This window comes from Kitasatospora sp. GP30 (genome assembly GCF_029892145.1).
Taxonomy (GTDB): Bacteria; Actinomycetota; Actinomycetes; order Streptomycetales; family Streptomycetaceae; genus Kitasatospora; species Kitasatospora acidiphila.
This window is the reverse complement of the sequence record NZ_JARZAH010000035.1, coordinates 33,730-47,145: the sequence shown is the minus strand read 5'-3', so window position 1 is coordinate 47,145 and position 13,416 is coordinate 33,730. Positions and strand designations below refer to the sequence as shown.

Annotated in this window: 15 protein-coding genes; 4 read left to right on the top strand and 11 right to left on the bottom strand. The window is 73.0% G+C overall.

Annotated features, from left to right (window positions below; all coding sequences use genetic code 11):
* Positions 1-25 precede the first annotated feature (25 nt).
* A complete protein-coding gene (locus tag P3T35_RS32085) occupies positions 26-1,264 on the bottom strand; it encodes a serine hydrolase domain-containing protein (protein WP_280708790.1) in 1,239 nt (412 codons plus the stop codon).
* 20 nt (positions 1,265-1,284) lie between these two features.
* Between P3T35_RS32085 and P3T35_RS32080 the strand changes: the two genes are divergently transcribed.
* The gene (locus P3T35_RS32080; protein ID WP_101379192.1) at positions 1,285-1,806 is read left to right on the top strand and encodes an NUDIX domain-containing protein; all 522 of its coding nucleotides are present in this window, start codon (positions 1,285-1,287) and stop codon (positions 1,804-1,806) included.
* Here the strand turns inward: P3T35_RS32080 and P3T35_RS32075 are convergent.
* Both P3T35_RS32075 and P3T35_RS32070 read right to left on the bottom strand, forming a co-directional pair.
* Positions 1,776-2,525, bottom strand: a complete 750-nt coding sequence (locus P3T35_RS32075) for a cytochrome b/b6 domain-containing protein (RefSeq protein WP_280708788.1) — start codon at positions 2,523-2,525, stop codon at positions 1,776-1,778. The two genes, P3T35_RS32080 and P3T35_RS32075, sit on opposite strands and share 31 nt — an antisense overlap.
* Positions 2,509-3,183: a molybdopterin-dependent oxidoreductase gene (locus P3T35_RS32070; protein WP_101384855.1), complete on the bottom strand. Its 675-nt coding sequence runs from the start codon at positions 3,181-3,183 to the stop codon at positions 2,509-2,511. Before P3T35_RS32070 ends, P3T35_RS32075 begins: the two co-directional genes overlap by 17 nt.
* Positions 3,184-3,329: 146 nt before the next feature.
* Between P3T35_RS32070 and P3T35_RS32065 the strand changes: the two genes are divergently transcribed.
* Positions 3,330-4,121: a TetR/AcrR family transcriptional regulator gene (locus tag P3T35_RS32065; protein WP_101379194.1), complete on the top strand. Its 792-nt coding sequence runs from the start codon at positions 3,330-3,332 to the stop codon at positions 4,119-4,121.
* A 26-nt stretch (positions 4,122-4,147) separates the two neighbouring features.
* A complete protein-coding gene (locus P3T35_RS32060) occupies positions 4,148-5,989 on the top strand; it encodes a hypothetical protein (RefSeq protein WP_280708786.1) in 1,842 nt (613 codons plus the stop codon).
* Positions 5,990-6,113: 124 nt separating this feature from the next.
* On the opposite strand, the gene P3T35_RS32055 is transcribed toward P3T35_RS32060, so the two are convergent.
* The 8 genes from P3T35_RS32055 to P3T35_RS32020 form a co-directional block, all read right to left on the bottom strand.
* A complete protein-coding gene (locus tag P3T35_RS32055) occupies positions 6,114-7,178 on the bottom strand; it encodes a putative sulfate exporter family transporter (RefSeq protein ID WP_101379196.1) in 1,065 nt (354 codons plus the stop codon).
* On the bottom strand, positions 7,178-7,750 hold the full coding sequence (locus tag P3T35_RS32050; RefSeq protein WP_101379197.1) for a cysteine dioxygenase family protein: 573 nt from the start codon (positions 7,748-7,750) through the stop codon (positions 7,178-7,180). Before P3T35_RS32050 ends, P3T35_RS32055 begins: the two co-directional genes overlap by 1 nt.
* A 97-nt stretch (positions 7,751-7,847) precedes the next feature.
* Positions 7,848-8,753, bottom strand: coding sequence for a LysR family transcriptional regulator (locus P3T35_RS32045; RefSeq protein WP_101379198.1), 906 nt, complete (start codon positions 8,751-8,753; stop codon positions 7,848-7,850).
* A gap of 61 nt (positions 8,754-8,814) precedes the next feature.
* Complete coding sequence (locus P3T35_RS32040; RefSeq protein ID WP_101384856.1) at positions 8,815-9,699, bottom strand: amino acid ABC transporter permease; 885 nt, start codon at positions 9,697-9,699, stop codon at positions 8,815-8,817.
* Between the two features lie 5 nt (positions 9,700-9,704).
* On the bottom strand, positions 9,705-10,349 hold the full coding sequence (locus tag P3T35_RS32035; protein WP_101379199.1) for an amino acid ABC transporter permease: 645 nt from the start codon (positions 10,347-10,349) through the stop codon (positions 9,705-9,707).
* A 12-nt stretch (positions 10,350-10,361) separates the two neighbouring features.
* Positions 10,362-11,288 (bottom strand): glutamate ABC transporter substrate-binding protein, encoded by a 927-nt coding sequence (locus P3T35_RS32030; protein ID WP_280708782.1) that lies wholly within the window; start codon positions 11,286-11,288, stop codon positions 10,362-10,364.
* An 11-nt stretch (positions 11,289-11,299) separates the two neighbouring features.
* Positions 11,300-12,028, bottom strand: coding sequence for an amino acid ABC transporter ATP-binding protein (locus tag P3T35_RS32025; RefSeq protein ID WP_101384858.1), 729 nt, complete (start codon positions 12,026-12,028; stop codon positions 11,300-11,302).
* Between the two features lie 49 nt (positions 12,029-12,077).
* Entirely contained in the window at positions 12,078-12,329 is a 252-nt protein-coding gene (locus tag P3T35_RS32020; protein ID WP_101379200.1) for a LapA family protein, read from the bottom strand.
* A gap of 179 nt (positions 12,330-12,508) precedes the next feature.
* Here P3T35_RS32020 and P3T35_RS32015 point away from each other — a divergent pair, with 179 nt between their 5' ends.
* Positions 12,509-13,363 carry an aldo/keto reductase gene (locus P3T35_RS32015; RefSeq protein WP_101379201.1) on the top strand — a complete coding sequence of 285 codons (855 nt, stop codon included), beginning with the start codon at positions 12,509-12,511 and terminating at the stop codon, positions 13,361-13,363.
* The last annotated feature ends 53 nt before the right edge of the window (positions 13,364-13,416 follow it).

Sequence of the window (13,416 nt, the reverse complement as noted above, 5' to 3'; positions counted from 1 at the left end):
TGCGTCACCCATTGTCGACGGGCCGTCAGTTCACGCACTGCCGCACCGCCGCGATCAGGCTGCGCGAGCGGATGTCGCCGGTCACCCCCGGCTGCATCCCGCAGGTCACGTAGCCGAAGCCGAGCCCCAGCTCGGGATCGGCGAAGCCCAGCGCGCCACCGCGCCCCGGGTGCCCGAAGGCCGCCGGCGAGGTCATCGGGGAGGTCGGGCCGTGCCGGAAGAAACCGTGGCCGAAGCGGGAGTTGACGATCAGCACCCGATCCGGGCCGTCCGAGGCCGGGCCCATCGCCTCGGCCAGCGTCCCGGGCGTGAACAGCGCGGTGGCGGCGCGGCCGTCGCCGGCGCCGATCAGGGCCGCGTAGTAGCGGGCCACCGAGCGGGCGGTGCCGATGCCGTTGGCGCCGGGGATCTCGGCAGCCTGCGCGGCCGGGTCGTTGAGGTCCAGCTGCGGGCCCACCACGCCGAAGGCACGGGCGGTCAGCGAGGCCGGGTCCTGGTAGGCCTCGACCACCGTGCGCTTGGGCCGCAGCCGCAGGCTCGGCGACCCGTTGGCGGCCTGCGGCGCCGGCAGGTCGACGAGGCGGCCGACCCGGGCGCCCGCGCCGGCCGGCAGGCCGATCCAAAGGTCGAGGCCGAGCGGCCGGGCGATCTCCTCGGCGAAGTACCGGCCGACGCTGCGCCCGCTCACCCGGCGGACCACCTCGCCGACCAACCAGCCGTAGGTGTACGGGTGGTAGCCGTGCGCCGTGCCCGGCTCCCAGAACGGCTCCTGGGCAGCCACCGCCGCCACCGCCGGCTCCCGGGCGAGCACCTCCTCGACCCGCAGCGGGCGGTCCAGGGCGGGCAGCCCGGCCCGGTGCGAGAGCAGCCAGCGCACCGGTATCCGCTCCTTGCCGGCCGCCTTGAACTCCGGCCAGTAGCTCGCCACCGGGGCGTCCAGGTCCAGCAGGCCGCGCTGGGCCAGCAGCAGGGCCGCTCCCGCGGTGAGGCCCTTGGTGACCGAGCGCAGCACCTGCGCGGTGTCGGCGGTCCAGCCGATCGCGGGCGCCGGCCGGCCGCCCACCTCGGGCCGGGCGTCACCGGCCCACAGGTCGACCACCTTGCGGCCGCGCACATAGAGCGCGAACGCGGCCCCCAGCTCGCCGAAGTCGCGGAAGTTGCGGGCGAACGCGTCCCGGACCGCCTCGTACCCTTCGGCCGTCTCGCCCCAGATCTCCACCACCGCGTGCCGCCTCTTCCGCATCCAGCCACTGTCGTTCGCCATCGCACTCTAGTCTGAGGGCCATGAGCGACCCGACTGAAGAACTAGTGGACGTAGTGGACGCGCAGGACCGGGTGATCGACACGGTGACCCGCGGCGAGGTCTACCGGCGCCGGCTCACCCACCGCTGCGCCACGGTGCTGGTCCGCGACGCCGAGGGGCGGGTGTTCACGCACCGCCGGGCCCCGTGGAAGCTCTACGCGCCCGGGACGTACGACGTCTTCGTCGGCGGGGTGGTCGGGGCGGGCGAGAGCTACGCCGACGCGGCCGTCCGGGAGGCCGAGGAGGAGCTCGGCGTGACCGGGATCACCGTCGAGCCGGCCTTCAAGTTCCTCTTCGAGGAGGACGGCTTCGGCTGGTTCTGTGATGTCTACACCGCGACCTGGACCGGGTCGGTGGCCCCGCAGCAGAGCGAGATCGACTGGCACGTCTGGCTGACCGATGAGGAGATCGCCGAACGGCTGGCCGCCGGCGAGTGGCGGTTCGTCCCGGACGGGCTGGTGGCCTGGCACCGCTACCGGGAACTGCGCGGCGAGCTCGGCTGACCGTCACCGGCAGGCCGACCGTCGCCGGGCGGCTGCTCTCCGTCAGCCGACGGTTCCTCGTCGGCCGGCAGTTCGTCGTCGGCCTGCTGTTCTCCGTCAGCCGGCAGTTCGTCGTCGGCCGGCTCCCAGCGCGGGTGCTCGCGGGTGGCCCACCGCCGGTCCACGCTGCCGGTGCGCATCCCGCGCCGGGCCTCCGGATCCTGCAACGCCATCCAGAGGTGGCCCAGCACCACCACGCCGACCGCCAGCGCCAGCCAGTCGTGCACGAAGGTCGCGCCGGTGCGCCAGGCCAGCGGCGCCAGGCCGGTGAACCACATCAGCAGCCCGGTGCCGAGCATCACCACCACCGCGCCGGCGATCCAACCCGCGTAGAGCTTCTGCCCGGCGTTGAACTTGCCGGCCGGCCGGTGGTAGCTGCGCCAGAGCACCGCCCTCAGCCACTCCCGGTCGTACGGCGCGAACCGGTTGAGCCGGCCCAGATCGCGGCGCAGCGCCCGGGAGGCCAGGCCGAGCAGCAGCGGCACCGGCAGCAGCAGGCCCGCCCACTCGTGCACGGTCGTCACCAGTCGGCGGCGGCCCACCAGGACGGCCAGCTGCGGCAGGTAGAGGCAGGCGGCGGTGGCGATGCAGAGCAGCATCAGCGCCGAGGTGCAGCGGTGCACCCAGCGCTCGGCCCGGGTGAACCGGGCCAGCCGGGTGGCGTCAGCTGGTGGGCGCATCGTCCCGCCCGTTCGACTTCCCGACCCAGGCATCGACGTCATAGCCGTTCTGCTCCCAGTAGCCCCGCTGCACGGTGGGCGTGACGGTGATCCCGCTCAGCCACTTCGCCGACTTGTAGAAGTACATCGGCGCCACATAGAGCCGCACCGGGCCGCCGTGGTCATGGCTGACCGGCTGGTCCTGCATCTTCAGCGCGACCAGCACGTCGTCCCGGCGGGCCTGGTCCAGCGTGAGACTCTCCGTGTAGCTGCCGTCGAAGCAGCTGAAGTGCACCGCGGTGGCGCCCGAGCGCACCCCGGCGGCGTCCAGCAGGTCGGCCAGCCGCACCCCCTCGAACGGGGTCGCCGACACCCGCCAGCCGGTCACGCACTGCACGTCGTGCACGATCCGGTGCTGCGGCAGCGCCTGCAGGTCGGCCAGGCCGTAGCTGGCCGGGCGGTCGACCAGGCCGCCGACGGTCAGCCGGTAGTCGGCCGCCGCGACCGGCTTCACCGGGCCGGTCACCGAGAAGTAGCGGAAGCCGCCCGCGTTGGGCAGCAGGCCGGTCAGGCCGGTCGGGTCCTGCCGCGAGAGGCCGGAGAGCAGCGAGTCCAGCGAGTTGGAGAGCGCCGGCCCGGCGGCCACCCCGGCGGCGCCCAGCGCGATCACGCCGAGCATCAGCCGGCGGCCCACCGGCGTGCCGCGGGACTCAGGGTTGTCGTTCACGGCATCGATTGTCGCCACCGCGGCGGGCGTCCGAACAGGGCCGGGGGCACCACGTCACACTTTCGTCAGCTTCCGACCGGCCGGATAGGCTGGCGCGCATGGCTTCTCGTACGCCCGCCGCAGCCGCCGCGCAGACACCGAAACCGCAGCCGCGGCGCCGGCTCACCGTGGACGAGCGGCGCGAGCAGCTGATCGCCGTCGCCCTGGAGCTGTTCAGCACCCGGCCGCCGGAGGAGGTGTCGATCGACGACATCGCCGCCGCCGCGGGCGCCTCCCGGCCGCTGGTCTACCACTACTTCCCCGGCAAGCAGGCGATCTACGAGGAATCGCTGCGCCGGGCCGGGCAGGAGCTGGCCGGGCGCTTCGAAGAGGCGCCGACCGGCCCGCTCTCCGAGCGGCTGGCCCGGGTGATGGCGCGTTACCTGGACTTCGTCGCCTCGCACGGCCCCGGCTTCGCGGCGCTGCTGCGCGGCGGCTCGGTGGCGGCCAGCCCCGGCACCAACGCCGTGATCGACGACGTCCGGCAGGCCGCGCACGACCAGATCCTGCGGCACCTGGCGCTGCCCGACCCCAGCCCGCACCTGAGGCTGACCGTGCGCGCCTGGATCGCCCGGGCCGAGATCACCGCCCTGGAGTGGCTCGCCGACAAGCAGGGCGAACCACGCGAACTGGTCGGCGAACGGCTGGTGCAGGACTTCGTGGCCGGCCTGGTGGTGACCGCCGCCCGCGAGCCGGCGCTGGGCCCGGCGCTGGCCGGCTACCTCGCCGCCGAACGCCCGGACACCCCGACCGCCGCCCTGCTCCGCGACCTGGCCGGCCTGCTCCGGGTGCCGGGCCTGGCCGAGACCCTGGGCGCGCTGGCGGCCGGCTCCGGCGGCGAGGCCGAATGACGCCCCGAGCCGTCTGATACAACAGCTTGGAGTACTACGGCGAGCACGATCGGGGGCTGCGGACCATGACGCAGGACGCCTACGGAGGCGGGACGGCGACGGCTGACACGGTAGGGGCGACGGGAGCGGCGGCGATCGCCGCCGGCACACCCGCCGAACTCATCTCCGCCACCCTGGACTCCTTCACGGATGCGCTGCTCGGCGCCGGCGCGGTCCGGCAGCAGGCCGCCGCGCTGGAGGCCGGCACTGCGCGCGGGGCGCTCTTCGACACCTGGCTCACGCTGCGCGGGCCCGGCCGGCTGGCACTGCCCGGCGTCGGCACGGTGGTCTCCTGCGCCACCGCACCGGCCACCGCCGGCGCGAGCGGCACCGTCGCGCTGCTGCTCGGCCACTACGGCGCCGGGCCGGTGCGCGGTGAAGCGGGCAGCCTGTCGGCCGCCGCGTTCCAACTGCCGGTCAGCGCCGAGCCGTCGGCCGCCCGGCTGCGGCCGCCGTTCGCCGCCCCGCTCGCCGAACTCGCCTCCGGGCAGCACACCTTGGCCCCCACCGAGCTGGCCGCCGGCACCGGGGTGGAGGTGCGGCTGCTGGTGCCGCTGGCCTTCCATGCGCTGAGCGTGCGCGGCGACGACGCAGCGCTGGCCGAGCAACTCGCCGAGGTGGCCGAGGAGTTGTTCGCCACTGACGGCCCGTCGGCGTGGCGGGACTGGGCGGTGCTCAACGCCGTGCTGGCCGACGACAGCGCCGCCGCCGGGGTGCGGTACGCCGGGGTGGCCGCCGTGGAGATCGACGGCCGGCCCAGCAACGCCTCGCTGGTGGTCTCGCTGCAGCCGAACGTCACGCCGATCGCCGAGCTGGCCGCCGAACTCGCCACCGCCCGGCCGCAGGCCGAGGTGTGGACGGTGATCCTGCCGTCCGGGCCCGCGGTGGTGCTGGTCCAGGGGCGGACCGGGGCGGTGCCCGCCACGCTCGCCGCGGACGGCGCCCGCCGCTGGCTGGTCTCCTCGGTGGCGCAGGCCTTCCTGCCGCTGCCCGACGGGGCGTCGCTGCTCACCGTCCAGCTGGGCACGGCGCACGGCGAGGACTGGGAGCGCTATGCCGCCCTCTTCGCCCGGGTGCTGCGGAGCATCGAGCTCGGCTGGGACGGCGTGGACGGGCGGGCGGCGGCGGCCGCGCGGCTCGGCACGGGGGGATCGACGGTCGCGCCGCTGGCGGTGCCGGACGCAGCGGCGGCGGCCGCAGGCACCCCGCCTGCCGCCGCACTGCCGCCGACCCAGCTTCCCGCACCTCCCGCACCTCCCGCGCCGGTGGTGCCACCCATGCCGACGCTGCCGCCGAGCACGCCGCCTGCCACTGCCCCGGTGGAGCCGGTCGGGGTGGAGCCGGTCGCTGCTGAGCCTGTCGCTGCGCAGCCGAAGGAGCCCGTGCCCGCCGAGCCCGTAGCCGCCGAACCGGAGCCGGAGCCCAAGCCGGTGCCGCTCGACCCGTTCGGCACGGTGATGGCCAACCAGCCCGCCGACCCGTTCGGCACGGTCACCCGCGGCACGGCGGCGCCCGCCAAGAGTGCCGCCCCCGCCGCGCCACCGGCCCCGGTCGCGTCGCCCCCGCCCGGCAAGGGCACCCCGGTGCTGATCCCGCCGGACGACTTCGACCCCTTCGCCCCCCAACCCACCGAAGCCGCCACCCCGGCCGCGACCACACCGGCCCCGGCCACCAAGGGCACCCCCGTCATGATCCCGCCCGACGACTTCGACCCCTTCGCCCCCCAGACGAGCACCCCCGCCCAGGCGAGCGTCCCCACTCAGGCCAGTGCCCCCGCCCCCGCCGCCGACCCGTTCGGCACCCGCACCGCCGCCGACCCGTTCGGCTGACGCCACAAGGCTGCCCGCGAAGCTGTCACGCCCAGCCGACACCCGAAGCCGGCAGGGCGCAAACGGCGCAGGCTCCGCACCCGGGTCCATGACCCGCTGCGAAGCCCGCGCCCGCCGTCCGGAATCAGCCGACCGTCAACAGCACCCCCGCGTACGACACCCCGGCCACCATCACCCAGGACGCCAGCCCCAGCGCCGCCATCCGCCCGCCGGTCCGCACCAGGGTCCCCAGGTTCACCGCCGCGCCCAGGCCGAACAGCGCGGCCGCCAGCACCAGCTGCTGCACCTGGTCGGCGTCATCGAGCAGCGCGCTCGGCAGCACCCCGGTGCTGCGCAGCAGGATCATCGCCAGGAAGCCGACCACGAACAGCGGCAGCACCGGCGGCCGCTGTTCGCCCGCTCCCAGCTCGGTGCGCCTCGCCAGCCACCCGCGCCGCGTCGCCACGCCCAGGCCGGCCACCAGCGGGGCCAGCAGCGCCACCCGCATCAGCTTGACCAGCACGGCCTGGCGCAGCGCTGTCGGCCCCGCGGTCTGCGCGGTGGCGACCACCTGGCCGACGTCGTGCACGCTCGCGCCGACCCAGCGGCCGAAGCCGACCGAGTCGAGGCCGAGCGGGGCGTGCAGCAGCGGCAGCACGGCGATCGCCAGCGTGCCGCACAGGGTCACCAGGGCCACCGAGCCGGCGATGTCCTCCTCCTCGCTGCCCGTCACCTGGCTGACCGCGCCGATCGCCGAGGCGCCGCAGATCGAGTAGCCGGTGGCGACCAGCAGCGGCTGGTCGCCGGGCAGGCCGAGGCGGCGGCCCAGCCACCAGGTGCCGGCGAAGGTGGCTGCGACCACGGTGAGCACCAGGGCGACGGTGGCCCAGCCGAGCCCGGCCACGTCGGACAGGCTCAGCTTGAGGCCCAGCAGCACCACTCCGACCCGCATCAGCCGCTTGGCGGCGACGCCCAGTCCGGCCTTGGCCGCGCCCTGCACCAGCTGGCGGCTGCCCGGCAGCTGCGCGGCCACGATGCCGAGCACCACCGAGGCGGTGAGCATCGGCACCGCCGGGACCGCGTCGTGCACCAGGATGGCCGCGGTCACGCCGAGAGCGGCCAGCAGCAGCCCGGGCAGCGCGGCTGGTGGGCGGCGGCGCAGGCCGGACAGGGAGGTCGCCGGGTGCGGCTGGGTACCAGTGAAGCTCATCAGTCCTGTTCGCCCGCCAGACTCGGGTACATCCGGCGGACGCTGCTGCCGAGGCGCCGGACGTCGGCGCCGTAGATGTGGATGGAAACGGCCAGTTCGCTGCCCGCGTTGCGGACCCGGTGGATGTCGCCGGGCGGGGTGAAGGCGCTCACCGAGCCGACGTCGCCGACCAGCTCCCCGGTGGGCAGCAGTTGCGCGCACGGCCCGTCCGGCACCAGCCGGTAGCGGCGCTCGGTCTCCTGGCCCTGGTGCACGCCGGCCACGCCCCAGCAGACGTGGTCGTGTATGCCGGTGCGCTGCCCGGGCAGCCAGACCAGCGCGATCACCGAGAAGCTGCCGTCCTCCTCAGTGTGCAGCAGGTGCTGCCGGTAGCGCTCGGGGTCGGGCTCGCACTGGGCGGCGGTCAGCAGGTCCGGCCGGCCGAGTCGCTCGCGCAGCCGCTCGCCGACCAGGTAGGCCGTGAGGTCGGGGGCCAGGCCTCGGGCCACCACGGCCCGGGTGTCGGCGATCAGGGCCTGTGCCTCGGGCGTGAGCTGCCCGCTGTCAGGGTGCTCCGTGGTGGTCGTCGTCATGCCGAGCAGGGTGCGTCGTGCGAGGGTGGCGCGTCCAAGGAGCGCAAGTTGGCGGTTGCCTAACTGCGCTTATGGATCCTCGGAAACCGACGCGTCGTCAGCAGCCGACCCGGCTGGCCCCGGCCCTCTGAAGTTCCGCCAACACCACCGCGGTGGCGGGCAGCGGCAGGTGCCCGCGCAGCACGAAGGCGCTGACCTGGCGGCGCACATGGGGCTCCAGGGCCCGGCCGGTGACCTTGCGGTGGCAGAGGAAGGAGAGCACCAGGGAGGGCGCCACGGCCAGGCCCACCCCGGCGGCGACCAGGCTCTGCATCGCCAGGTTGTCGTCGGTGGTGAAGACGATGTCCGGCTCGAAGCCCTGGTCGGCGCAGATGTGCAGGAAGTTGGCGCGGCAGCGCGGACAGCCGGCCACCCAGCGGGCCTGGGCGAGCTCGGCCAGCCGGACGGCGTGCCGGCGGGCCAGCGGATGGCCGACCGGCAGCAGCACGGTGAGCAGGTCCTCCATCAGCGGCACCTCGACCACGTCCGGGGGCAGTTCGGTGCGGATCCCCGGGTAGCTGAAGGAGAGGGCGATGTCGCACTCGCCGGCCAGCAGGCGGTTGACCGACTCCGGCGGCTCGGCCTCCTGGAGTTCGACCCGCACATCGGGGTGGTCGGCGATCAGCCGGGCCATCGCCTCGGGGATCAGGGTGGCGTTGGCGCTGGGAAAGGCGCAGACTCTGACCCGGCCGGCCCGCAACCGGGCCAGTGCCTGGAGCTGCTGGGCGGCGGCGCCGAGGTTGCCGAGGATCACCTCGGCGTGCCGGGCCAGGGTCTGGCCGGCCTCGGTCAGCTTCATCCGGCGGCCGTCCCGGGTGAACAGCGGCACCCCGGCCTCCCGCTCCAGCGCGCGGATCTGCTGGGTGACAGCGGGCTGGGTGTAGCCGAGCGCACGGGCCGCGGCGGTGAACGAGCCGCTACTCACGACCTCGTGGAAGGTCCGGATGTGCCGGGAGTCGAGCATGCCCAATCATAAGCAGAATTTTGGGCTACCGGATCTGCCCCAAGAGCAGCTGATTAAATGATCACGTCTGACCCACCGGGTGTTCCCCCACCTCAGGGGGCGAACCCATCGGCACCCCCGCCGGGGCCACCGCGGGGCCGCCCCGCAGTCGAACACTGCGCCGCCCCCGTCGTTCGACCGCGTACGCCAACCAGGAGAGCAGCAGGCACATGCCGATGTAGACCGGGGCGATCACCATCACCACCGGAATGAACGGCAGGTCGTAGTCGAGGTTGGTGGCGATCAACTTGCCTGCGTGCAGGAACTCCTCATAGGTGATCAGAAAGCCCAGCGAGGTGTCCTTGAGGGCCACCACCAGCTGGCTGATGATGCTCGGCAGCATCGCCCGGTTGGCCTGCGGCACCAGCACGTGCCGCATCACCTGGGTCTTGCGCATGCCCAGCGCGTAGGCCGCCTCCCGCTGCCCGCGCGGCACCGCCAGGATGCCGGCCCGGAACACCTCGGCCAGCACCGAGCCGTTGTAGAGGGTCAGCCCGGCCACCAGCGCCCAGAGCGGCTGCACCTTCATCGCCACGAAGATGAAGAAGATCATCACCAGCAGCGGCATGGCCCGGAAGAACTCCACCACCAGGGTGCTGAACCAGCGCACCGGCCGGTGCTCGGAGAGCCGGCCGGCCGCGAACAGCACGCCGAACGCCAGCGCGAACGCCGCCGCCAGCCCGAAGGCCTTCAGGGTGTTGAGCAACCCGTGCCAGAGCAGCCGCTGAATTCCCTTGTACTGGAAGGGATTCCACTTGGTGTAGCTGAACTGGCCGGTGGCGACCAGCTCATAGCCCACCCAGGAGAGCAGCCCGGCGATCCCGACCAGCGCCAGCAGGCTGTAGAGCCGGTGCCGGCCACGGGTCTTCGGCCCGGGGATGTCGTAGAGCGCGCTGGCCGCCACCAGGGAGGTCACCGGGACACCGCCAGTCGTCGTTCCAGCAGGTTGAAGACGACACTGATCGCCAGGGTGATGACCAGGTAGCCGACCGCGATCCAGACGAAGGTCCAGATGATGCTGTAGCCCAGCTCGTTGATGGGCCGATAGGTGCCGAGCAGCTCGACCACGCTGAACGACCCGGCGATCGCGGAGTTCTTGGCCAGCGCGATCAGCAGGCTGCCGACCGGGGCCACCACCGCGCGGGCCGCCTGCGGCAGCACCACCAGGGACAGCGTCTGGCCGAAGGTCATGCCCAGGCTGCGGGCCGCCTCTCCCTGGCCGACCGGCACGGTGTTGATGCCCGAGCGCAGCGCCTCGCAGATGAACGCCGAGGTGTAGCAGCCGAGGGCGAGCACCGCGAAGGTGAAGAACGGGAAGGAGATGCCGAATCTCGGCAGCCCCAGGACCACGATGAAGAACAGCAGGGTGAGCGGGGTGTTGCGCAGCAGGGTCACCCAGACCAGGCCGAAGCCCCGCAGCGCCGGGACCGGGGAGACCCGGAAGCCGGCGATCAGCACGCCGAGGGCCAGCGCCAGGGCCGCGCTCACCGCGGTCAGCTCCAGGGTGCCGATGAAGCCGTGCCAGTAGATGGACCAGTTGGCGGTCAGGACGTGCATGGGCGCCGCTCCTCAGTACCGCTGGATCGCGGGCGGGGTGGGGGCCGGCACACCGGACAGGCCCAGGGTGGCGTCGTAGGCCTTCTTCCAGTCGCCGTTCTGCTCGTGCTGCTCGATCGCGTCGTCCAGCAGGTTGCGCAGCACCGTGTCGCCGCGCGGGGTGCCGATGCCGTAGGGCTCGGTGGAGAAGGGCCGGCCGACCATTTTCAGCTCGTCCGGCGCCTTGGCGGCGTACCCCTGCAGGATGGCGTTGTCGGTGGTGACGGCGTCCACCTGGCCGGTGATCAGATTGTCGACGCAGGCGGAGTAGGTGTCGTAGCCGACCAGCTTGGCCTTGGGGTAGTGCTGCTGGATCCGCTGGTAGGGGGTGGAGCCGGCCGCCGAGCAGACCGTCCGGCCGGCCAGGTCCTGCGGCCCGTTGATCCCGCTCTCGTGCTTGCGCACCAGCAGGCCCTGCCCCGCGACGAAGTACGGCCCGGCGAACCCGACCAGCTTCTTGCGGTTGTCGTTGATGGTGTAGGTGCCGACGTAGTAGTCGACCTGGCCGTTCTGCAGCGAGGTCTCCCGGTTGGCCGAGGCGATGGTCTTGAACTGCACCTGGTCGCCGCGGAAGCCCAGCGACGCGGCGGCCATCTTGGCGATCTCGATGTCGAAGCCGGAGTAGACGCCGCTGGCCGGGTCCTTCTCGCCCAGGTAGGGCTGGTCCTCCTTGGCGCCGACCACCAGGTGGCCGCGGGCCCTGGCGGCAGCCAGGGTGGGTGAGCCGGCGGTGTCGACCGCGGCGGCGACCTGGTAGCTGGGCAGCGAACCGGGCTTGGGCCCCTTGGTCGGCGGGGTGCCGTCCTTGCCGCAGGCGGTCAGCGGGGCCGCCAGCAGCAGCGCGGCGACCAGGAGCACTAGACGGCGCACGGCGACCGGGAGCAACAGCAGACGGCGCACCTGTCGCCCCCTCAGTGCTTGAGGATCTTGGAGAGGAAGTCCCGGGCCCGCTCGCTCTCCGGACGGGCGAAGAAGTCCTCGGGAGCCCGGTCCTCGACGATCCGGCCGTCCGCCATGAAGACCACCCGGTTGGCGGAGGCCCGGGCGAAGCCCATCTCATGGGTGACCACCACCATGGTCATCCCCTCCGCGGCCAGCGAGCGCATCACGTCCAGCACTTCGGTGATCATCTCCGGGTCGAGCGCGGAGGTGGGCTCGTCGAACAGCAGCGCCTTGGGATCCATCGCCAGCGCCCGGGCGATCGCCACCCGCTGCTGCTGGCCGCCGGAGAGCTGGGCCGGGTACTTGTCGGCGTGCGCCAGCAGGCCGACCCGCTCCAGCAGCGCCCGGCCCCTGGCCTCGGCCTCGTCCTTGGCCCGCTTGCGGACCTTCAGCTGGGCCAGCGTCACATTCTCCAGCACCGTCTTGTGGGCGAACAGGTTGAAGGACTGGAAGACCATGCCGACCTCGGCGCGCAACCGGGCCAGCCCCTTGCCCTCGGCCGGCAGCGGCCGGCCGTCGATGGTGATGGTGCCGCTCTCGATCGGCTCCAGCCGGTTGATCGCCCGGCACAGCGTGGACTTGCCGGAGCCGGACGGGCCGATGACCACCACCACCTCGCCGCGGCCCACCGTGAGGTCGATGTCCTGCAGCACGTGCAGCTCACCGAAGTGCTTGTTGACCCCGCTGAGTTCGATCAGCGGGGTGAACGGTGCAGTGGTCACCCGGCCCCCTCCCCTCGTCCGGCCCCTACCGGTTCTCGCGCCGCCCCTTGAGCACCCAGCCGAGCACGCCGCCGATCAGCAGCGTCGCGGCGAGCGCGATCCACAGCGGCGCGGTCACCGTGAAGAACCAGAACTGGATCTTCACCCTCTCAAGGTTGGCCAGCAGGAACCAGAGCGCCAGCAGGGCCGTCACTACGCCGACCACGATGCTGGTCGGGACGCCTGCGATGTCGCTCTTCTTCCTGCCGTCGAACTGACGGCCCGGATTCCTGGTCACACCGCAAGTCTGCGCCCTGGTGCCACGAAGATCGACCGAAGCAGCACCCCATCCCTCGTTCGGAGGACGCCGACTCACCTGAACGAGTGACCAGCACTCCGGTGCCCGGGAACATCACGGCCACCTCATTGGTTCACTGAACGAAAGCACCGAACCAGGACGAGAGGCGCGAAACCTTCGTGAGCAGCATCCCCGGCATCACCCTGAACAACGGCGTGGTCATCCCGCAACTCGGCTTCGGTGTCTGGCAGGTTCCGGACGAGGAGGCGGCCGCCGCGGTGCGCACCGCGATCGAGGCCGGCTACCGCAGCATCGACACCGCCGCGATCTACGAGAACGAGGCCGGCACCGGCGAGGGCATCCGGCAGGCCGGCGTCCCCCGCGAGGAGCTGTTCCTCACCACCAAGCTGTGGAACAGCGGCACCCGCGACTGGTCGGGCCAGGCCGGGCGGGACGCCGTGCTGCGCGAGTTCGACGCCTCGCTGGCCCGGCTCGGCACCGACTACCTCGACCTCTACCTGATCCACTGGCCGCGCCCGATGCACGGCAGCTACGGCAACGTCTGGGCCGCCTTCGAGGAGCTGCTCGCCAGCGGGCGGACCAAGGCGATCGGCGTCTCCAACTTCGGCCAGGCCGAGCTCACCCACCTGTTCGAGACCACCTCGGTGGTCCCGGCGATCAACCAGGTGGAGCTGCACCCGCACTTCCCGCAGCGCGAGCTGCGCGCCTTCCACGCCGACCACGGCATCACCACCGAGGCCTGGAGCCCGCTGGGCCAGGGCGGTGCGCTGCTCGCCGAGCCGGTGCTGGCCAAGATCGCCGCCAAGCACGGCCACACGGTCGCCCAGGTGGTGCTGCGCTGGCACCTGCAGCACGGCATCGTCGCGATCCCGAAGTCCGTTACGCCGTCCCGGATCCGGGAGAACTTCGACGTCACCGGCTTCGTGCTGGACGCCGAGGACCTCGCCGCGATCGACGGCATCGCCACCGGCAAGCGGCTCGGCCCGGACCCGTCCGGCTTCGACTGGAACTGACGGTGCCGCCCGCCGAGTTGAGCGCCACCCGGCGGGCATGCCCGTTCGCCTCA